Below are 19712 nucleotides of genomic sequence, written 5' to 3'. Positions count from 1 at the left end.
GACTCCAGCGCCGCCGCGGCGGCGGTCGGCACCGACGTCGTGGCGGACCCGCCGGAGACCTGGGCGAGCACCCGTCCGCCCCCGGAGGAGCGCCCGTCCGCCCCCCCGGAGGAGCACCCGTCCGCCCCCCGGAGGAGCGCCCGCCCACCCCCCGGAGGAGCAGCCCGAGCCCACGGGGGGCCTACGTCAGGACCGACGCAGTGCCGAGCGCCCCGCGAAGCGCGCGGTGGCGCCCAACTCCTCCTCGATTCGGATCAGTTGGTTGTACTTCGCCGTACGGTCGGAACGGGAGAGCGAGCCGGTCTTGATCTGACCGCACCCCGTCGCCACCGCCAGATCCGCGATGGTGGTGTCCTCCGTCTCGCCCGAGCGGTGCGACATGACCGCCGTCCAGCCCGCCTCGTGGGCCACGGCCACCGCGGCGAGGGCCTCGGTCAGGGTCCCGATCTGGTTCACCTTGACCAGGACCGAGTTGCCGACGCCGGTGCGGATGCCCTCGCGCAGCAGCGTCTCGTTCGTGCAGAACACGTCGTCGCCGGTGAGCTGGCAGCGGTCGCCGACACGGGCGGTCAGCTCGCGCCAGCCGTCCAGGTCGTTCTCCGCCATCGGGTCCTCGATGGAGACGATCGGGTAGGCGTCGATGAGCTTCGCCAGATGGTCGGCGTGCTCGGAGGGGGTGCGGCGCACCCCCTCGCCCGCGTAGTCGTAGACCCCGTCGCGGAAGAACTCCGACGACGCCGGGTCCATGACCAGACCGATGTCCGCACCGGGGCGGTAGCCGGTGCGCTCGATGGCGGTCATCACGAAGTCGAGCGCCTCCTCGGCGGTACGCAGCGCGGGCGCGAAGCCGCCCTCGTCGCCGACGCCCGTGGAGTGCCCGGCGGCCAGCAGATCGCGGCGCAGAGTGTGGAAGACCTCGCTGCCCATGCGAACGGCTTCGGCGAAGGAGTCCGCGCCCACGGGCGCGATCATGAACTCCTGGAAGTCCAGCGGATTGTCGGCGTGGGCGCCGCCGTTGACGATGTTCACCATCGGCAGCGGCAGAAGGTGGGCCTCGCTCCCGCCGAGGTGGCGGTAGAGGGGCCGGCGGTGGGCCGCCGCGGCGGCCTTGGCGACGGCGAGGGAGACGCCCAGGATCGCGTTGGCGCCGAGCCGGGACTTCGCGGCCGTGCCGTCGAGGGCGACCAGTGCCGCGTCGAGAGCCGCCTGGTCGACCGCGTCCCGGCCGCGCGCGGCCGCCGCGATCTCCCCGTTCACGTGGGCCACCGCGCGGTCGACGCCCTTGCCGTGCCAGCGCGCCGGGTCTCCGTCGCGCAGTTCCACGGCCTCCCGGGCGCCGGTGGAGGCGCCGGAGGGGACGGCCGCACGTCCCAGTGATCCGTCCGCCAGGACGACGTCGACCTCGACCGTGGGGTTGCCACGACTGTCGATGATGCGGCGTGCGGTGACGGTCTCGATGGTGGCGTCGACGGTTCCGACTGCCTGTGCGGACATGGGAGGTCCTTCCCGTTGTCGTGTGCCGTGCCCTTGCTGCGACAACGCTGGCGCCGAGCCCGACGGGCGAAACCATACAGCAATGCTGTTCAGTTTGGCTGAGCAGTATTGCTGTACAGCATGGCTGCGCAGTATGGGCTGTGCCGTACGGCCCGGATGGCGCATCCGTTGCTGACCAGCGAGGTAAGGTGCCCTATGCCCACCTCGGAAGCCGCCGCCATCGCCGCAGAACTGCGCACCGCGATGGGCAAGCTCACCCGACGCGTCACCCACGAGGACCGCATCCCGCTCGGCCAGGTCGCCGTGCTCGGCGCGCTCGACCGCAACGGCGCCATGACCACCAGCGACCTCGCGGCCGATCAGCGCGTACGCCCCCAGTCGATGGCGCGCGCGGTGGGGCTGCTCATGGACCAGGATCTGATCACGCGCCGCGCGCACCCCACGGACGGCCGGAAGTCGCTGGTCGAGCTGACGGACGCGGGCCGGGTCGCGCTCGAAGCGGAGCGTGGTCGCAGGGTCGGCTGGCTCGCGCAGGCCATCGAGGCCGAACTCACCGATGAGGAGCAGGTGTTGCTGGCGCGGAGCGCCGCCCTGCTGGAGCGGCTCGCCGCACGGGGCTAGGCCAGTGCCCAGGTCACACCCGCCGGCGCCCAGACCACACCCACCGGCGAGATGACCAGCGCGGGCAGAGCGATCCAGCGGATGCCGGATCAGCTCGATCACCGATGAAGGTCAGGGCGACGGGGCTCGTCGTCACGGTGGTGCCGACGTGCGCGCCCAGAAGGTGTGCGCCGCGTCGTTGCCCAGCCCCGGCGCCACTCGCTCGGCGATCCGTACCCAGAACCCTTGCGCGCCCTCGCCGTTGGATCACGTGAGCATGGTCAACGAATTGAGGAGCATCGACATGTCGGATCAGTCGGCCGTGGTGGGCCGCAGTCACCGCGTGCGCGTGGCGGAACGATGTCGCGAGATCACCGAGGCCCGCTGGTTCGCCACCGCCGTCTTCCTGCTCATCCTCGGCAACGCCGCGGTGCTCGGGGTGGAGACGTACGCCGGCGTCAGCGCCCGTTGGCACACCGAGCTGCGGACGGTCGAGCACCTGTTCCTGGCGGCGTTCACGGTGGAGATGGTGCTCCGTGCGGGAGCGCACGCCGCGCGCCCGCTCGACTTCTTCCGGGACCCCTGGAACCTCTTCGACCTGGCCGTGGTCCTCGCCGCGTTCGTCCCCGCCGCCCGCGAGAACTCCACCGTGCTGCGACTGCTCCGCCTCGCCCGCGTGCTGCGCGCCGCACGCTTCCTCCCCCAGCTGCGGATCGTCCTCGTCGCCGTCGGCCGGAGCCTGCCGGGCACGGTCAGCTTCCTGCTGGTCGGCGCGCTGCTGCTGTACGTGTACGCGATGGTCGGCTGGGTCTTCTTCGCCGGCCACGACCCCGAGCACTTCGGCTCCATCGGGCGGGCCGTGCTCACCCTCTTCCTCCTGATGACCCTCGACGGACTGGGTGACGCGGTCCACGCGGGCCTCGAGATCTCACGGTGGAGCTTCCTCTACTACGTCTCGTACGTCCTCATCGCCTCGTTCGTGCTCGTCAACGTGCTCATCGGCGTCGTGATCAATTCCCTGGAGGAGGCCCGGGAGATCGAGAAGGCGGAGATGGAGGCGGTGGAGACGAGAGATGCCGAGAAGGCGGCGGTAGTGAAGGGGGCGGTAGTGAAGGGGGCGGTCGTGGAGGGGGTTCTCGTGAAGGAGGGGGTTCTCATGAAGGAGGTGGTCACAGCGGAGGAGGCCGGGGCGGACGTGGCCGGCACGGCGGTCCGCGGCGCGGTCGACGGGACCGTCGTCGGGGCCGTCGACGACGCGGGGCTGCGCGAGCGGATCGCGGTCGCCCGGCGCGCGCTGGACGACGTCGAATCCGCCCTCTCCGCGCTCCCGCCGCCGCGCGCTCACGCGCGCGTGGACGGACCATGGGAGTAGCAAGGGATGCGCGGCGACCCCACGCGTCCCGACGGTGCGAGGAGGCAGACCATGACACGGACCCTTGAGTGGACGGTCGGCCTGGAACTGGTCGAAGAGGACGGCAGGACCAAGGCCGAGGCGCATCTCAACACCGGCACGTCGACCCTCACCGGCCACGGCAGCGCACGGTGCAACCCGACGGACGTGGACGTGCCCGCGATCGGTGACGAACTCGCCGCGAGCCGGGCCATGAGGGACCTGGCCGGGCAGTTGATGCGCGAGGCCAACCGCGAGATGGAGGCGGTGGGCGCGGGCACCGTACCCCAGCACACCGGTCCCGGTTACGGCTGGCCGGAGGCGGTCTCGTAGCGGGAGCGCCTCCGGCGCCGGGGCCCGCCTCGCCCTCGGGCGCCCGGTGCGCTTCGCCCACGGGCCCGCCGGAGCCTCACCGGCGGGCCCGGTTCCGCGTCACACCCCGGGAGGCCGCAGATCCTCGACCGGGACACCGTGGTCGGGCGTCCCGTCGAACTCGGGCCGCCCGAGCCCCCGGGCCCCGCCTCCGTCCACGGCATGGGTCTCGGCGTCGCCCCCGGGCCCGACCCCGGCTCCGTCCGCCTCGTCCTCGTCCTCGTACGCCAGCCGGTCCACGACCTCCACGACGCCGTCGACGCTCTCGCAGAGCCGGACGAAGACGGGTGACAGACTCCTGCGCGCCAGCGTGCCGCTGAGCGTCACCCGGCCCTCGTCGACGTCGACGTGGAGCGAGGCGGGGGAGAGGCCGAGGATACGGACGACGACGTCCTCTCGGATCTCCTCCTGGATCGCGCGGTCGCGGCGCAGGAACAGCTGCAGCAGATCGCTCCGGCTGAGCACCCCGATGAGCTGACCACCGGCGTCCACCACCGGCAGCCGCTTCACCCGGTGCCGCTCCATCAACCGTGCCGCCTCCACCGCCGTCCAGGACGGGCGGGCCACCACCACGGGGCTGGACATCATCGCCCCGGCGGTGCTCGGGCCGTCCTTGGCGGTGTGGCGGCGCAGCAGATCCGCCTCCGACACCACGCCGACGGGCCGGTTGGCCTCGTCGACGACCGGTACGGCGGTGATGCCGTACTCGTCGAGCAATCGCGCGATCTCCTTGAACGACGTCCCCGGCTGCACGGCCACCGCGGTCGGCGTCATCAGGTCGGCGACAGTGCGGTTCCGCATCGTCCGTTCCGTCCCTTCTCCGCTCCTCCTTCCATGATCCCTCACATGGCGGGATCGCCTGTTCCGCTGCTGCTCCGCTGCGCGTCGGACGCGATGCGTCAGGCCCGGTCCGCCGCTAGTTGAACGGGTCGAGCGTGACGTACGCCTGCTGCGGGTTGCCGTCGTGCACCAGGGACTCGTGCGCGCCGACGTCGTCGAAGGCGAAGCCGTAGGCCTTCCCGTCCGCCATGCGCGCGTGGATCTCCCGCGCGTAGTGGTTGGTGACGGCGTCCTGGTAGAAGCCGGCCGACGTGGTGTCCGGCTGCTGGGGGTTGGTGAGGAGGGTGGTGCGGTTGTACCCCGCGCAGAGGGTGCGGGAGATGGGGCCGCGGACCTGGTCGTTGGGCGCGTCGAGGCGCTTGTAGCAGCCGAAGACGCTGTCGGAGTCGGGCTTCTGGAACGAGGTGACGACCGCGCCGGAGGTATCGGTGAAGTTCATGACGTTGCCCGAGACACGGCCGAAGTACTTCACGGACGGCTGGTTGGCGAAGGGCGTCACGGTGAGCGTCGAGGAGCTGTACTTCGTCCAGACGCGGTTGATGTAGTCGTCCATCACGGTGGACGGCAGCGCGCCGGCCTCGATGCCGTGGCCCGGTGCGAGGGTGCGCAGCACGGTGCCGTCGGAGCGGGTCTGGATCAGGTTCGCCCAGCCGCCCGGGCGTGAGCGGAGCGCGTCGAGGAAGCCGTTGTACCCGCCGGGCTTGAGCCGGCCGGTGGTGGTGACGCTTCCGTCGGGGCGCCGGACGCCGACCGCGTACGGGGCCGAGACCATGTCGACCTGCGTGCTGTTGAGCCAGAGGCCCGAGTCGTTGAGCGTGTACTCGGACCAGTTGAAGAGGATGTTCCGGTTGGGGTCGCTCGGGTTCTGGACGGCCGGCTGGACGAGACCGCCGGTCGCCAGCTTGAAGACGAGCTTCTGGCCGTAGCTGAAGTAGATCCGGCCGGAGAACTTCGGCAGACGGATCGTCATGGACTGCCCGCGGGCAGGGCCGGGGATGGCCGCGTCGGGCGCGGGGACCGGGACCGAGCCTCCGGCGGGCCAGGGGTGGAAGGTGCCGTTCGCGTCCGCCCAGCCCTGGCGGCCGGTGGAGAGCTCGGTACCGAGGTTGTAGACGTAGATCTGTTCGTTGCGGCCGGAGTTGTTGGTGAAGGTGAGCGGAATGGTGGCCGGGACGGCGGCGGCCCCCGCGGTGTCGGTGGCGGTGCCGGTGGACGCGGCCTGGACCGTGGGGGAGGGGCCGGCGAGCGTGACGGCGGTACCGATCAGGGCGGCGGCGGTGACGGGCGCCAGCAGGGTGAGCCCGCGGCGACGGCGGTGGGTAGGCACGGTGGGGGCTCCTCGGGTGTGGGGTGCGAGGGCTGGAAAGGTAGTGAGAGCGCTCTGAGAGCGCTCTCAGAATGGTGAGGATGAGATGACCCTGTCAATGCCTTCGGGCGTCCGGGATGCTTAGCCGGACGGCCAGGCGCCGCGGTCGTTCAGCTGGAGGACGAGTGCGGCGATGTTCCAGGCGTCGTCCTCGCCCCGGTGGTGCCGGCCCTCCAGCGGGAGACCCGCGATCTCCAACGCGCGGGCCATGCCCGGGCGTTTGGCGAGGCCGTTCGCTTCGGTGAAGACGGCCTTGGCGTTGGTGTGCCGGTGACCGAAGGGGTACTCCGTACCCGTCACCCGGCACTGTTCCGCGAACTGCTTGCGGTCGTAGTCGCCCCAACTGGCCCACGGGCGCAGCCCGCCTGCGTGCTCGGCGGCGAGCTGCCGACAGGCCGTGGCGAAGTCCACGCCCGTGTCGACCTCCGCCTGCGTGAGACCGGTCAGCTCGGTGCAGAACGGACTGACCGTGGACCGGGCGGGCCTGACCAGGATGCGGTGGCGCCCCGTCCGCTCGCCCGCGTCCAGGTCGACGACGGTGAGCCCGATCTCGATGATCTCGCTCACGGCCCCGGGCGGCCGCTTTCCGTCCCAGCAGGTCGCCTCGACGTCGACGATGTTCAGCAGGCGTCCATGGCTCATGCGACGAGGCTAGAGCGGGGGTGCGGAGCGGGTCACCAGGTTTTCGGTGGACAGGCCTGCGGCGCCCGGGGGTTCACGCCAGGTCCAGGATCTCCCGCAGCGCGGCGACCGCGTGGGCCCGGTGCTCGTCGAGCCGGCGCACCGCGGCCTCCTCGTCCCCGTTGCGTACCGCCGAGATCACGGCGCGGTGCTCCCGTACCGCCAGCTCCCGGTTCGCCACCTCCGTGTAGTACAGCGACCGGTAGGCGTCGGTGGCGTCCCACAGGGTGGTGATCAGCCGGACCAGACGCGGCATGCCGGACGCCTCGATCAGCGCGAAGTGGAATCGGCGGTTGGCCGCGGCCATCACCGTGACGTCCCCGGCGTCGGCGGCCCGTTCCACCTCCCGCTGGATCTTCTCCAGGGCGGTGAGCAGTCCGTCCTCGCCCCGCCGGACACCCATGCGGACCGCCTCGGTCTCCAGGAGCTGCCGGATGCGGTAGACCTCCTCCAGGTCAGCGAGCGAGAGCTCGGCGACGAAGTAGCCCCGATGGATGTGGTGGACGACGAGGCCCTCGCCCTCCAGGATCTTCAGGGCCTCCCGCAGGGGCACGCGGCTGACGTCGAGGCGGGCGGCGAGCGCGTCCTGGCGGATCTGCCCGCCGGGCCGCAGCTCGCCGGCGGTGATCGCGCGCCGCAGCTCCGCCAGGACGAACTGCTGGGCGGTCGGCGGCCGCCCCTTCTGCACCGCGCTGCTCATCGCCTGTGACCTTCCGTCGTTCGGTGGTTCGGTGGTTCGGGCGTTCGAGGGTTCGGGCGTTCCGTGCCCCTGAACGTGATCCGTATATCTTCCTACGGACCGTCGGGCGCCTCTTCCAACTCGTCGAGCACGGAGGCGGTGTGCTCTCCCAGGCGCGGGGGCGCGGCGCGATAGGAGGGCGGAGTGACGCCGAGGGTGATCGGGTTGACGACCTGTCCCGGCCCTGCCGCTTCGGCCGGCACCCGGGGTGCGAGACCCAGCCGGTCCGCCAGGTCGAATGCGGCGGCGAGATCGTTGATCGGGCCGCAGGGCACCCCGGCGGCGGTGAGTTCCTCGAACCAGTGGTCGGCGGTGCGTTCGGCGAGGGGACCGGCCAGCGCCGCGACCAGCGCCTCGCGGTGGGCGACGCGGTCGGTGTTCGTCGCGAAGCGCGCGTCGTCGGCGAGGCCGGGCAGGCCGAGGCGTGCGCAGAGCGCCCGGAACTGACGGTCGTTCCCCACGGCGAGGACCAGGGGGCGGTCCTGTGCGTCGAACACCTCGTACGGAGCGATGCTCGGGTGCCGGTTGCCCATGGCCCGGGGGACGACACCGGCGCCGAGGTGGGCGGCCGACTGGTTGGTGAGTGCGGAAAGGAGCGAGGTGAGCAGCGAGACGTCGACCCGCTGGCCTTCGCCGGTACGTTCCCGGTGCCGCAGGGCGGCGAGGACACCCATGCCCGCGTGGAGGCCGGTGATCACGTCGACGAGCGCGACCCCCGCCTTCGTGCCCGGCCCGTCCGGCTCGCCGGTCACGCTCATCAGCCCGCCCATCGCCTGGACGAGGAGGTCGTAGCCGGGCAGGCCGGCGCCCTCGGCGGCGCCGAATCCGGTGACCGAACAGTAGACGAGTCCGGGGTTGGACGCGCGCAGGTCCTCGTAACCGAGACCGAGCCTCTCCATCGTGCCGGGCCGGAAGTTCTCCACGAGGACGTCGGCGCGCTCCACGATCGCCCGGGCCGTGGCCAGATCGGACGGATCGGTGAGGTCCAGGGCGACGGACCGCTTGTTCCGGTTCACCCCGAGGAAGTAGGTCGCCTGGCCGTCGGCGAAGGGGGGACCCCAGGCGCGGGTGTCGTCCCCGGATCCGGGCCGCTCGATCTTGATGACATCGGCGCCCAGATCGGCCAGCAGCATCGTCATGTACGGACCGGCCAGAACGCGCCCGAAGTCGGCCACCACGATTCCGGACAGTGCCCCGGGACCGGGCGTCACCTGCTGATCTGCGCCCATCACGCTCTCCTCCGCCGGTGATCGGATCCAGCTGGAACGTACGCATCGGAGACCCGATATTCAATACTGGATCCAAAATCCGATCTGCGGATACGCTTCGGAGCGCCGCATAGCCGCACCAGCCTGGAGGCCGTCCGTGAAGCCGTCGCCGCAGTCGCCCAACGCGTCGAAGCAGACTCCCGTCCATCCCTTCGATCTGCTGGCGATCGACGGTCTGCTGAGCGACGAGGAACGGGAGATCCGCCGGACCGTGCGCACGATGGCGGACAAGGAGCTGCGCCCCCACGTCGCGGAATGGTTCGAGACCGGCGCCATCCCCGCGCGGGAACTCGCCAAGCAGCTGGGCGGCATCGGCGTCCTCGGCATGCACCTGGAGGGCTACGGCTGCGCGGGCACCAACGCCGTCGCGTACGGCCTGGCCTGTCTGGAACTCGAAGCCGTCGACTCCGGCCTGCGCAGCCTGGTCTCCGTCCAGGGCTCCCTGGCGATGTACGCGATCTGGAAGTTCGGCTCCGAGGAGCAGAAGCAGCAGTGGCTGCCCGGCATGGCCGCGGGCGAGTACATCGGCTGCTTCGGGCTGACCGAGCCGGACGCGGGATCGGATCCCGGAGCCATGCGCACCCGCGCCCGGCGCGACGGCGACGACTGGGTGCTCAACGGCACCAAGATGTGGATCACCAACGGCTCGGTCGCCGACGTGGCCGTCGTCTGGGCCCGTACGGACGAAGGCGTCCGCGGCTTCCTGGTGCCCGCCGGCACCCCCGGCTTCAGCGCGCCCGAGATCAAGCAGAAGCTGTCCCTGCGCGCGAGCGTGACCAGCGAACTGGTCCTGGAGGACGTACGCCTGCCGGCCGACGCGATGCTGCCCGGGGCGCGGGGACTGTCCGGCCCGCTCGGCTGCCTCAACGAGGCGCGGTTCGGGATCGTGTTCGGCGCCCTCGGCGCGGCCCGCGACTGTCTGGAGACCGCGATCGCGTACGCGGGCGACCGCATCGTCTTCGAACGGCCCCTCTCCTCCTACCAGCTGACCCAGCAGAAACTGGCGGACATGTCCCTCGAGCTCGGCAAGGGCATGCTCCTCGCCCTGCACCTGGGACGCCTCAAGGACGCGGGCGGTCTCACGCCCGAGCAGGTCAGCGTGGGCAAGCTGAACAACGTTCGGGAGGCCATCTCCATCGCCCGCGAGTGCCGCGCCGTCCTCGGCGCGAACGGCATCACCCTGGAGTACCCGGTGATGCGCCATGCCAACAACCTGGAGTCGGTCCTCACCTACGAGGGCACCAGCGAGGTCCACTCCCTGGTCATCGGCAAGGCGCTCACGGGCGAGCAGGCCTTCCGCTGAGCGGGGCCCGCCCCACCGCTTCTCACTGACCGGCCGTCACCTTGGCGAGGAACGCGTCCAGGTTGGAGGTCGTACGCTCGATCCGCTGCTCCAGCGTCAGCGACTCCTCCTGGCGGCCGGCCCTCAGCCTGGGCTGGCGCCTGCCGCGGACGTACAGGGAACAGGCCAGGTCGGAGCAGATGTAGATGCCGACCGTGTTGCCCTCACGTCCGCGGCTGCCGGCGAGCGGCGCCGCGAGCAGGGTCACCCCCGACGAGGCGTGCCCCGTGAGGCAGACCTGACACAGGCTGGACTTGACCGCGCTCGTGCGGCTCGTGGCGGGGACCCGCAGCGTGATGCCGAGCGGACCGTCCTCACGGGCCACGACGAGGTGGGCGCGCAGCGGCGCGCCCGGGTCGACCCAGCCGAGGAAGTCGAGGTCCTGCCAGGGCACTTCGGCGAAGTCCAGCGGCAGCTTGAGTCTGCTTGCCTCGCCCTTCGTGCAGTTCACGAAGGACGAGCGGATCTGTCGGTCGGTGAGAGGTTCCACTCGGTGGACCGTACACGGATCGTGGGGCCCGGGCATCCGGATTTCACCGGGCGACCGGTGCCCCGCCGTCGCCCGCTTGTGGGCTCACCACGGATGCCGACTGGTCCGTCGCGCCGCCGGTGGGCGGTCCTTCCGTGGCCGTGTCGCCGGTCGCCGGCCCCGAGGGCGTACTCGTACCGGGCGAATCCGGTGACGCGGGCGACTCGGGGGCCGGCGGCGACGAAGGCGTGGAGGTCGAGGGGGCCGGCGAGGTGGGAGATCCCGTCCCCGAGCCCGAGACGGAGGGCGACGGAGGTGCCGTCGGCGGGGTCGTCGGCTTGTCCTGGTCTCCCGTGTCGCCCGGCTCGCGGGCGAACCAGCCGTCGGTCTCGGGGTCGTACACGATGAAGACGTTCACCACGGTCACCGAGGGCGCCACGACGACCACCCGGGAGGGCTGGTAGCCCGCCCATCGGGTGCCCGTCGTCTTCGGCGACTGCTGGGCGACCGGCGGGGTCAGCGGATTGCCGCAGGCGCAGCGCACCCGGGGCACGCCTCTGTCGTCGACGAGCACCGCCGTACCCGCCTGGAGGACCGCCTGGTACGAGGTGGCGTCGCCGTTCCGGAAGCCGTGGTTCGTCACCCGCGTGTCGACGCGGAGCTGCAGCGGGGTCAGGGAGCGCAGATAGCCCGGGACCTCGTTCGCCGAGATGCCGAGGGTCGAGGCGAAGGCCGCGTTCTTGGCGGGCTGGTCGGCGAGGTAGCTCACCTGCTGCTCGACGTCGCAGCTCGCCACGTTCCGCGTTCCCCCGTACAGACCCGCCGACGCACCCGACACGCTGCGCGTGGCGGTGGCGTCCGCGGACCTGGTCGCACTGGGCAGCGGGGCGGGGGACTGCGAGGGGCCGGAGTCGTCGGCCGTCGACTTGGTGAAGGGATCGGGCCCGGTGGCGGAGGCGTTCTGCAGGAACACCTCGCCGCCTCCCGAGCCGCCGCCGGCGTCACTGTCGCCGTCCGGACGGGTGAGGACGACCACCAGGGCGATGGCCGCGACCAGCACGGCGGCGATCGACGCCACCTTGGGTACGGAACGCCACCAAGGGCCCCCGCCGCCCCCTTCGCCGCCACCCGCGCCGCCGGCTCCGCCGTCACCGGGGCCGCCCGGCGCGCCGCCGCCACCGGTTCCGCCGCCGCCTCCGGTTCCGCCGCCGGACCCGCTCGAACCACCCCCCGAGGCGCCGCGCGGCGGTCCGGAGGGTGGCGGGGGTCCGGCCGCTCCCGGTGTGGTGCTCGGGCCCGAGAGCGGACCCGAAGGGGGACCTGTGGGGGGTACCGAGGGGCGATCGGACGGCGGGTGGGAAGTCACGTTTTTCCCTCTTTCTTCCGTTCCGGGCCCATTGTGTGCGTGGAACCGGGGCCGCCCGCAAGCGGACGGCGTCCACCCATCGGGACTGCGGAGGTCAACCACCGGTACTAGCGTGGAGAACGTGAGCAGTCGGCTCCCCACCACATCCGGCCCGGCGCACGACGCCCAGCACCTCGCCCGCCACTGGGGCGAGGCGTTGGCAGCCGTCCTCGCCGGGTTCGTCGCGATGGCGGTCGTCGCCGCGCTCGGCCTCTGGGCCGCGGGCGCCGCCGATCTGCCCGGCGGTTTCGTGAACATCGTCGCCGCGGTCGTCGTGATGGCCGCGGGCGGCCAGATCGGTCTCTCCGGCGACGCCGGTGCACTCGCCGGCACGAACGCCGATCTCACCGCCATGCCCCTCACCGTCACCCTGGTGGGTGCACTGGTCACGGGCTTCTGTTTTCTGCTCCCGCTGCGCCATCACGCCGTTGCCAGGACCCGTGACCTGCTCGCCCGCGTCGCACGCACCGTCCTGCTCTGGCTGGCCGCGCTCGCCGGTCTCTCGGCGCTCGCCCGCCACGACTTCCCCGTCTCGATCGGCGGCGGCGAGAGCCAGGACGCCATGTCCGACCTCTTCGGCGAACTCCTCGACGCGGTGGACCCCACCGTCGGATTCCGCACCGAGCTGGGCCCCACCCTGTTCTTCGGCCTGCTCTGGATCCTCGGCGTCCTCCTCATCGCCCTGCTGGTCTCGCGCGGGACCCCGCTTCCGCCCAGGCTGGTCCGCTACCACGAGTCCGTACGGCCGGTCGCCTCCGCGATGCTGCTCCTGCTCCTCGCGTACGTGCTCGTGGGCCTGGTCATCGGGATCGTCGTGGCGGCGACCCGGGGGCACGCTTCCGAGACCCTCGCCGTGATCCTGCTCGGCCTGCCCAACGTCAGCTGGCTCGCCCTCGGGGTCGGCATCGGAGGGTCCTGGGAGGGCACGGTCGAGGGGCCGTTCGGGCTGCCGATGCCCCCGATCCTCGACGCGGTGCTGCGCACGGACACCGGCAACCTCTCCACCGTGGACCTGTCGTCCCTCGCCTCGTACGACTCCCGGGCCTGGTGGATGCTGCCGATCGCGGCAGTCCTCGTTCTGGCCGTGGCGTTCGTGGCCGCCGTCCGCTCGCCGTCCCGCACACGGCTCTGGCAGCACGCGGTCCACCTGGGCGTCGCCTTCGCCCTGACGATGCTGGTGGTCGCCCCGATCACCAACGTGGAAGCGCGCTTCGGGCTCTCCATCCTCGGCATCGGCGAACTGGAATCCCTCGGCGGTCAGGTCGTGCTGAGCCCGCACGTCTGGAGGACGGCGGGCTTCGCCCTGCTCTGGGGGCTCGTCGCCGGCTTCCTCGGCGGGCTGCTCGCCTCCCGCGTCCGCCGCCGCGGCGAGGTGGACACCCCCGAGCGGCAGCGCCCGAAGGGCTGAGGCCGACCTGCGTCACGCGAGTACGGCCGTGGGTGTGGGTGGTACGAGGCGAGTCGGCGGTACGAGGGCGAGTCGGCGCTACGGAGCGGGTCAGCGGTACGAGGCGACGAGGCGCGCCAGATGGCGTCCCGCGACCTCCAGCGGCACCGCGCTGCGGGCGGTCTGCGCCGCCAGTTCGGCGCCCTCCAGCGTGGCGACCACCGTGTGTGCCAGCTCCTCGGCGTCCGTCGTGGCGAACCCCGCCGCGGCCAGCTTCCCCGCGACCACTGTCCGCCACCTCGCGAACGCCTCGGCGGCCGCCTGCTGGATGTCGGGGGCCGTGGTCGCCGTACCCACGACGGTGGAGGTGACCGGGCACCCGTCGAGCCAGTCGGACTCCCGCAGCCCCTGGGCGAGGGCCTTGGTGAGCGCGACGAGGGCCTTCTCCGGCTCGGGCTCGGCGTCGAGCGCCTCACGCAGGAAGTCGGTGAACTCCTCGTCGCCGAGCCGCACGGCGGCCGTTCCGAGCTCCTGCTTCCCGCCGGGGAAGAAGTGGTAGAGGGATCCGAGCGTCGCCCCGGCCTCGCGCGAGATCTGCTTGATGCCGGTGCCCTCGTAGCCCTGGCGCTGCATCAGGCGTGACGTCGTCCGCACGATCCGCTCGCGCGTTCCGGCGGTCTCGGGGTCGTAGGGGGTCGTGGTCTTCACCCCGTCACAGTACCGAACTTGAGCGATCGTTCTACCCACCGTGCTACGGTCCTCTCTAGTTAGAGCGTTCGTTCTAGTAGCGCTCCGGGGAAGGGGAACATCCATGAGCACGTCCGCTGTGAACACCCTGTCCGTGACGGTCATCGGGCTCGGCCCGATGGGCCGGGCGATGGCAGGTGCCTATCTGGACGCCGGCTACCGCGTCACCGTGTGGAACCGCACCGCCGGCCGCGCCGACGACCTGGTCGCCCGAGGCGCGGTGCGCGCCGCCACCGTCGAGGAGGCGCTGACGGCCAACAGGGTGGTGGTGCTGAGCCTGACCGACTACGCCGCCATGTACGCCATCCTGGAGCCGGCCGCCTCGGCGCTGGAGGGCCGCGTCCTGGTCAACCTCAGCTCGGACACCCCCGACCGGGCCCGCGAGGGGGCCGCCTGGGCGGCACGGCACGGGGCCCGCCATCTCACCGGCGGAGTCCAGACGCCGCCTTCCGGTATCGGCTCGACGGAGTTCGACACCTACTACAGCGGGCCCCGGGACCTCTTCGACGCGTGCGAGGCCACGCTGAAGGTGATCACCGGTACGGACTACCGGGGCGAGGACCCCGGGCTGGCGGCGCTCTACTACCAGCTCCAGATGGACCTCTTCTGGAACGCCCTGACCGCCTGGCTGCACACCGTCGCGCTGGCGGAGGCGCACGGCATCAGCGCCTCCGAGATCAAGCCGTACGCGGCCGAGACACTGGGCGGGATGAGCCGGTTCCTCGACTTCTACACGCCCCGGATCGAGGCGGGGCAGCACGACGGAGACGTGGAGCGGATCTCCATGGCCGTGGCCAGCATGGACCACGTCGTGCACACGACGCGAGCTGCCGGCGTGGACCCGGCACTGCCCGCCGCGACGCTGGAGGCGTTCCGGCGGGCGGCGGCCGAGGGGTACGGGGACGACAGCCTGACCCGGCTGATCGCGGTGTTCGGAAGGGGCGCGACGGCGAAGCAGCCCCGGAGTTGAGCGGAGGGAGGGGCGGAGGCCGACGTCGGCGCGCGGACCGGCGTCGGGTCAGCGCCAGGCCGGGGGTGGTGTCCGGAAGACCGGACGGGCCCAGGCCGGGGGTTCGGGGGGCGGTGCGGGGGGCTCGGGACCGAGCAGACCGGGACCGCCGCCCGGACCGGGTCCGCCCCGTTCCAGGGCCGCCCGCAGCGCCGCGACGAACTCCAGGCACGTCCCGTAGCGCTCCTCCGGAGTCTTGGCCAGCGCCTTGGCCAGGACCTCGTCCGCCGCTTCCGGAAGCTCCGGACGTTCCGCGGACGGCGGGGGCGGCGGATCGTACTGGTGGGCCCAGAGCAGCGCCATGTCGTCGTCGCGGCGGAACGGCGGCATGCCGGTGAGCGTCTCCTGGACCACGCACGCCAGGCTGTACACGTCGCAGCGGCCGTCCACCGGTTTCCCCGAGATCTGTTCGGGCGCCACGTAGTCGAGCGTTCCGACGAACTGGCCGACCGTCGTCAGACCGGTCAGCGACAGCGACTTCTTCGTCAGCCCGAAGTCCGTGAGGTACACGTGCTCCGGATGGTCGCGGTCGGTGCCCTCGGCGACCAGGATGTTGCCCGGCTTCACGTCCCGGTGGACCAGGTCGTGGGCGTGCGCCGCGTCCAGGGCGGACGCCACCTGGACGGCGATCCGGCCCGCCGTCACCGGCTCCAGCGGCCCCTCGCGGTCGAGGAGCGCCCGCAGGTCCCGCCCGGCGACGTACCGCATCGCGATGTAGAGCACGCCCTCCGTCTCGCCGGCCTCGAAGACCGGCACGATGTGCGGATGGTCGATCGCGGCCGCCACCCGCGACTCGTGCGCGAACCGCTTGCGGAAGGTGTCGTTGCGGGCCAGCTCGGGTGCCAGCAGCTTCAGCGCGACGGTCCGGTCCAGCCGCAGGTCTCGTGCCCGGTACACGACCGCCATCCCGCCACGGCCGATCTCGGCCTCGACCGCGTAGCCCGCGATCTGCTTGCCGACCAGTCCCGACTCCCGGCCGGCGGGCAGATCCGCGTTGCGGGCCGCGCCGGCCATCAGCGCTCACCCTGCTGGTCCGCCCGGTTCACGATCCGGGTGGGCGGCGGTCCCGCCGGGGGCTCCGACGGACCGTCGCCCGCGTCGAGGCGGGGCACCACCCGCGTCGGCTCGTGACCCGCCTGCGCCACCCCGTCCTCGGGCGGGGTCGCGGCCGCCGAGGGGGCCGCCGAGGCCGCGTACGTACTCAGCGCCGAACCGTCGCAGTAGACCCAGCGCTCGTGTTCCGCGTCGAAGAGCCAGAGCGACTCCCCGTCGACCACCATCCCCACCCGCAGTCCGTGCGTACGCCGCCCGAAGGTGTCCCCGTCCGCCCCGCCCGCCGCCAGCTCCTCAGCCGCCCGCCGGTAGCGGCCGAGCGACTCCTCCGCCCGGGCGATCAGCGGCCGGGGGTCGGCGGTCCTGGCGAGCTGCTGTCGGGCCTCGGGCGGATCCACGGGTACGGACACCAGGAGGCGCGCGTCGACCCAGGCGGTCCACCCGTTGGAGCACAGGATCTGGCCCCAGTCCCCGACGCGGTCCGTGAGCTGCACCGGCAGGAACGCGTCGAGCGGCACGGTCGGCAGGCCCGGATCGGGGGTCTCCCAGGTGGGCAGACCGTCGCGCGGTACGACATGGGTCGGACGGAAGTCCGGAATGTCGTCCGGTACCGGGGGAGTGACCGGGATGCCCATGGGCGGCCTGCCTTCACTGTTCCGGATATTGGATATCTGATCCTGGATATCTGATCCAGGATCCAGGACCGTGGATCCTGGATCCGGAATCCTGGCTGTCGGGTCGGGGGAATCGGCTACTTCCGCATGATCACCGGCTCCTGCCGCCGCAGCAGCCGCGCCACGAGGAACCCGAGGACGACACAGAGCACGACCAGCATCCCCATGTCGAAGAGCCAGGCGCTCGCGGTGTGCTCCATGAGCGGATCCGCCGTCTTGTCGCTCGGTGCGATCTTCCCGATGTCGATGGTCGCCCCCATCGCGGCGAACGCCCACCGCGACGGCACCAGCCACGCCAGCTGTTCGAGTACCGGCGTGCCCGTGACGGTCAGCAGCGCCCCGCAGAACACCACCTGCACGATGGCGAGGAGGACGAGCAGTGGCATCGTCACCTCCTCCTTGCGCACGAGGGCGGAGACGAACAGCCCGAGCATCATCGCCGTGAACGACAGCAGCGCGACCGCCAGCGTGATCTCCACGAGAGGCGGCATGAGCACGCCCTTGCCGTCCGGGACGTTCAGCGGCACCCCGATCAGCGCGACCAGCGTGAGGACCACGGCCTGGACGACGGTGATCAGACCCAGGACGACGACCTTCGACATGAGGTACGCGGAACGGCTCAGGCCGACGGCTCTCTCCCGTCGGTAGATCGTGCGTTCCTTCACCAGCTCCCGTACCGCGTTCGCCGCCCCGGTGAGCACGCCGCCGACACAGAGGATCAGCAGCACGTTCAGCGTCGACTCGGGGTTGAGGCTGCCCTCCGACAGCGCCCGGGCCATCGCGCCCATCACGAACGGCAGCGCGATCATGATGGCGATGAAGGTCCGGTCCGCCGAGAGCGCCGCGGCGTAGCGCCGGACGAGGGTGCGCAGCTGAGATCCCCAGCTCTGCGCCTTCTGCGGCGGACCGGGCTCCGGCGCGCCCTCCTCGGGCGGCAGCCCCGGCCGCTGCATCGCGTCGGCGATGTACCGGCGGTGGTGCCGCGACGCGCGGTACTGCTCCGCCCAGTCGCGGCCGCGGTCGGTCTCGAAGGCCTCGAACGCCTCCGGCCACTGGGTGAAGCCGAAGAAGTCCAACGACTCGTCCGGGGGCCCGTAGTAGGCCACACGACCGCCGGGCGCGAGCACGAGCAGCCGGTCGCAGACGTCCAGGCTCAGCACACTGTGCGTGACGACGATGACCGTACGGCCGTCGTCCGCGAGCCCGCGGAGCATGTGCATCACCGAGCGGTCCATGCCCGGGTCGAGCCCCGAGGTCGGCTCGTCCAGGAAGAGCAACGACGGTTTGGTGAGCAGTTCGAGCGCGACGCTGACCCTCTTGCGCTGGCCGCCCGAGAGGCTGTGGATGGGCTGGTCGACCCGCTCGACGAGGCCGAGCTCGCCGATCACCTCGTCGACCCGGGCCCGGCGCTCGTCGGCGGCGGTGTCCTCGGGGAAGCGCAGCTCGGAGGCGTAGGTCAGGGCCCGCTTCACGGTGAGCTGGAGATGGAGGATGTCGTCCTGCGGTACGAGACCGATGCGCTGGCGCAGCTCCGCGTAGTCCCGGTAGAGGTCGCGGCCGTCGTAGAGCACCGTGCCGTGGTCGGCGGGGCGCTGGCCGGTCAGGGCGCCGAGCAGCGTCGACTTGCCCGCCCCGGACGGCCCGACCACCGCCAGCAGACACTTCTCCCCGACCGGGAACGACACGTCCTCCAGGAGGGTCTTGCGCCCCTGGTCGACCGTGACGGCCAGATCCTGCACGTCGAGGGAGACCTCGCCGGTGTCGGTGAACTCGACGAGCTGCCCTCCGATGAGGCAGAACGCGGAGTGTCCGACGCCGACGATGTCGTCCGGGGTGACACGGGCCTCGGCGACGGGACGGCCGTTGAGGAAGGTGCCGTTGTGACTGCCGAGGTCCTGGATCCAGTACGTCCCGTCGCCGCGCGCCTTCAGTTCGGCGTGGTGCCGCGACACGACGAGGTCGTCGACGACGAGGTCGTTGTCGGGCGCGCGCCCGATCCGCACGGTGCGCGTCGGCAGCGGCCGCACGGACGTGGGCTGCCGGAAGGTGCCGGTCGCGGCCGGATGCGAGACGGAGGAGGGCCGGGGTGGAGTCCGCGGCGGCGCGGGGGCCGGGGGCTCCGGGCTGGGTACGGGAGGGGGCGAGGGAGGCGTCTCCGGACCCGGCGCGGGTGAAGGCACGGGTGTCACGGGCCCGGGCTCCCGCGCCGGAGCCTCGGGCGATCCGGCGGAGGGGGCTTCTGCCGAGAGGGGCTCCGCCGAACGGGGCTCGGCGGAGGGAGCCGCCGCTGATGGAGCCGCCGCCGAAGGCGCCTCCGCCGACGGGGCCTGCGCGGCGGGTGCCGCGGGCTCGGGATCAGGCGGCGCGGGCGCCGGTTCCTCGGGCTCACCACGTACGGGCGTCGGCGCCGGTTCCCGGGGCTCGGGTCCGGCGCGGACCGGCGCCTGCGCCGGCGCCTCTGGTCCGGGTGGGGCCGCCCGTGCGGACGTCCCGGAGAGGACGGCCCGTGGACCGTCTCCCGGGTGCCCGAACCGTATGACCGTTCCCGGACCGACCTCGCGCACGGCGATGCGGTGGCTGTCCGCGAACGTGCCGTTCGTACTGCCCTCGTCCGCGAGCGTCCAGTGGTCGCCCACGGCCCGCAGGACCGCGTGGTGCCAGGACGCCCGGTCGTCGTCGAGGACGATGTCACTGGTGGGGTCGCGCCCGATGCGGTAGACCCGGCTCGGACTCATCACGGTCGCGTCCCCTGCGATCTCGAGGACGAGCTCGGGTGCGGCGGGCGCGACGGGCCGCTCTCCCATGCGTGAATTTTATCTTCCGGGGCTGATCCGTGCCTGCGAGAGCCGCCGGTATCGTGGGCGCCTCCACCGCGA

The 19712-nt window shown here is 72.1% G+C and carries 18 protein-coding genes; 6 read left to right on the top strand and 12 right to left on the bottom strand.

Annotated features, from left to right (window positions below):
- Positions 1-186: 186 nt before the first annotated feature.
- Positions 187-1494 (bottom strand): phosphopyruvate hydratase, encoded by a 1308-nt coding sequence (gene eno, locus ACF1G2_RS18635; protein WP_391799298.1) that lies wholly within the window; start codon positions 1492-1494, stop codon positions 187-189.
- 195 nt (positions 1495-1689) lie between these two features.
- Here eno and ACF1G2_RS18630 point away from each other — a divergent pair, with 195 nt between their 5' ends.
- The 3 genes from ACF1G2_RS18630 (at position 1690) to ACF1G2_RS18620 (ending at position 3817) form a co-directional block, all read left to right on the top strand.
- Positions 1690-2115 (top strand): MarR family winged helix-turn-helix transcriptional regulator, encoded by a 426-nt coding sequence (locus tag ACF1G2_RS18630; RefSeq protein ID WP_391799297.1) that lies wholly within the window; start codon positions 1690-1692, stop codon positions 2113-2115.
- A 283-nt stretch (positions 2116-2398) separates the two neighbouring features.
- Positions 2399-3466 carry an ion transporter gene (locus tag ACF1G2_RS18625; protein WP_391799296.1) on the top strand — a complete coding sequence of 356 codons (1068 nt, stop codon included), beginning with the start codon at positions 2399-2401 and terminating at the stop codon, positions 3464-3466.
- Between the two features lie 51 nt (positions 3467-3517).
- Complete coding sequence (locus ACF1G2_RS18620) at positions 3518-3817, top strand: DUF1876 domain-containing protein (RefSeq protein WP_391799295.1); 300 nt, start codon at positions 3518-3520, stop codon at positions 3815-3817.
- Between the two features lie 99 nt (positions 3818-3916).
- On the opposite strand, the gene ACF1G2_RS18615 is transcribed toward ACF1G2_RS18620, so the two are convergent.
- From ACF1G2_RS18615 to ACF1G2_RS18595, 5 genes are all read right to left on the bottom strand, one after another.
- Positions 3917-4657, bottom strand: a complete 741-nt coding sequence (locus tag ACF1G2_RS18615; protein WP_391799294.1) for a CBS domain-containing protein — start codon at positions 4655-4657, stop codon at positions 3917-3919.
- Between the two features lie 115 nt (positions 4658-4772).
- Positions 4773-6023, bottom strand: coding sequence for a glycoside hydrolase family 64 protein (locus ACF1G2_RS18610; RefSeq protein WP_391799293.1), 1251 nt, complete (start codon positions 6021-6023; stop codon positions 4773-4775).
- A 120-nt stretch (positions 6024-6143) separates the two neighbouring features.
- Positions 6144-6704 carry an exonuclease domain-containing protein gene (locus ACF1G2_RS18605; protein WP_391799292.1) on the bottom strand — a complete coding sequence of 187 codons (561 nt, stop codon included), beginning with the start codon at positions 6702-6704 and terminating at the stop codon, positions 6144-6146.
- A 73-nt stretch (positions 6705-6777) separates the two neighbouring features.
- A complete protein-coding gene (locus tag ACF1G2_RS18600) occupies positions 6778-7443 on the bottom strand; it encodes a GntR family transcriptional regulator (RefSeq protein ID WP_391799291.1) in 666 nt (221 codons plus the stop codon).
- Between the two features lie 92 nt (positions 7444-7535).
- Positions 7536-8711, bottom strand: a complete 1176-nt coding sequence (locus ACF1G2_RS18595) for a CaiB/BaiF CoA transferase family protein (protein ID WP_391799290.1) — start codon at positions 8709-8711, stop codon at positions 7536-7538.
- Positions 8712-8847: 136 nt separating this feature from the next.
- Here ACF1G2_RS18595 and ACF1G2_RS18590 point away from each other — a divergent pair, with 136 nt between their 5' ends.
- The gene (locus tag ACF1G2_RS18590; protein WP_391799289.1) at positions 8848-10053 is read left to right on the top strand and encodes an acyl-CoA dehydrogenase family protein; all 1206 of its coding nucleotides are present in this window, start codon (positions 8848-8850) and stop codon (positions 10051-10053) included.
- 22 nt (positions 10054-10075) lie between these two features.
- On the opposite strand, the gene ACF1G2_RS18585 is transcribed toward ACF1G2_RS18590, so the two are convergent.
- Both ACF1G2_RS18585 and ACF1G2_RS18580 read right to left on the bottom strand, forming a co-directional pair.
- On the bottom strand, positions 10076-10618 hold the full coding sequence (locus tag ACF1G2_RS18585) for an FBP domain-containing protein (RefSeq protein ID WP_391799288.1): 543 nt from the start codon (positions 10616-10618) through the stop codon (positions 10076-10078).
- 7 nt (positions 10619-10625) lie between these two features.
- Entirely contained in the window at positions 10626-11927 is a 1302-nt protein-coding gene (locus ACF1G2_RS18580; RefSeq protein ID WP_391799287.1) for a DUF6777 domain-containing protein, read from the bottom strand.
- 121 nt (positions 11928-12048) lie between these two features.
- On the opposite strand from ACF1G2_RS18580, the gene ACF1G2_RS18575 reads away from it, so the two are divergent.
- The gene (locus ACF1G2_RS18575) at positions 12049-13374 is read left to right on the top strand and encodes a streptophobe family protein (RefSeq protein WP_391799286.1); all 1326 of its coding nucleotides are present in this window, start codon (positions 12049-12051) and stop codon (positions 13372-13374) included.
- 90 nt (positions 13375-13464) lie between these two features.
- Here ACF1G2_RS18575 and ACF1G2_RS18570 read toward each other — a convergent pair whose 3' ends face one another.
- Positions 13465-14061 (bottom strand): TetR/AcrR family transcriptional regulator, encoded by a 597-nt coding sequence (locus tag ACF1G2_RS18570; protein ID WP_391799285.1) that lies wholly within the window; start codon positions 14059-14061, stop codon positions 13465-13467.
- Between the two features lie 103 nt (positions 14062-14164).
- Here ACF1G2_RS18570 and ACF1G2_RS18565 point away from each other — a divergent pair, with 103 nt between their 5' ends.
- Entirely contained in the window at positions 14165-15070 is a 906-nt protein-coding gene (locus ACF1G2_RS18565; RefSeq protein ID WP_391799284.1) for an NAD(P)-dependent oxidoreductase, read from the top strand.
- A gap of 48 nt (positions 15071-15118) precedes the next feature.
- On the opposite strand, the gene ACF1G2_RS18560 is transcribed toward ACF1G2_RS18565, so the two are convergent.
- The 3 genes from ACF1G2_RS18560 to ACF1G2_RS18550 all read right to left on the bottom strand — a co-directional run bounded on the left by ACF1G2_RS18560 (position 15119) and on the right by ACF1G2_RS18550 (position 19640).
- Positions 15119-16123, bottom strand: coding sequence for a serine/threonine-protein kinase (locus ACF1G2_RS18560; RefSeq protein ID WP_391799283.1), 1005 nt, complete (start codon positions 16121-16123; stop codon positions 15119-15121).
- On the bottom strand, positions 16123-16797 hold the full coding sequence (locus tag ACF1G2_RS18555; RefSeq protein WP_391799282.1) for a hypothetical protein: 675 nt from the start codon (positions 16795-16797) through the stop codon (positions 16123-16125). The genes ACF1G2_RS18560 and ACF1G2_RS18555 overlap by 1 nt, the downstream gene beginning before the upstream one ends.
- A 116-nt stretch (positions 16798-16913) precedes the next feature.
- Positions 16914-19640, bottom strand: coding sequence for an FHA domain-containing protein (locus ACF1G2_RS18550; protein WP_391799281.1), 2727 nt, complete (start codon positions 19638-19640; stop codon positions 16914-16916).
- Between the last annotated feature and the right edge of the window lie 72 nt (positions 19641-19712).

The organism is Streptomyces sp. NPDC013457, from assembly GCF_043089925.1.
Taxonomy (GTDB): domain Bacteria; phylum Actinomycetota; class Actinomycetes; order Streptomycetales; family Streptomycetaceae; genus Streptomyces.
The sequence above is the reverse complement of the archived record's forward strand: the minus strand, read 5'-3'. Positions and strand labels throughout refer to the sequence as shown.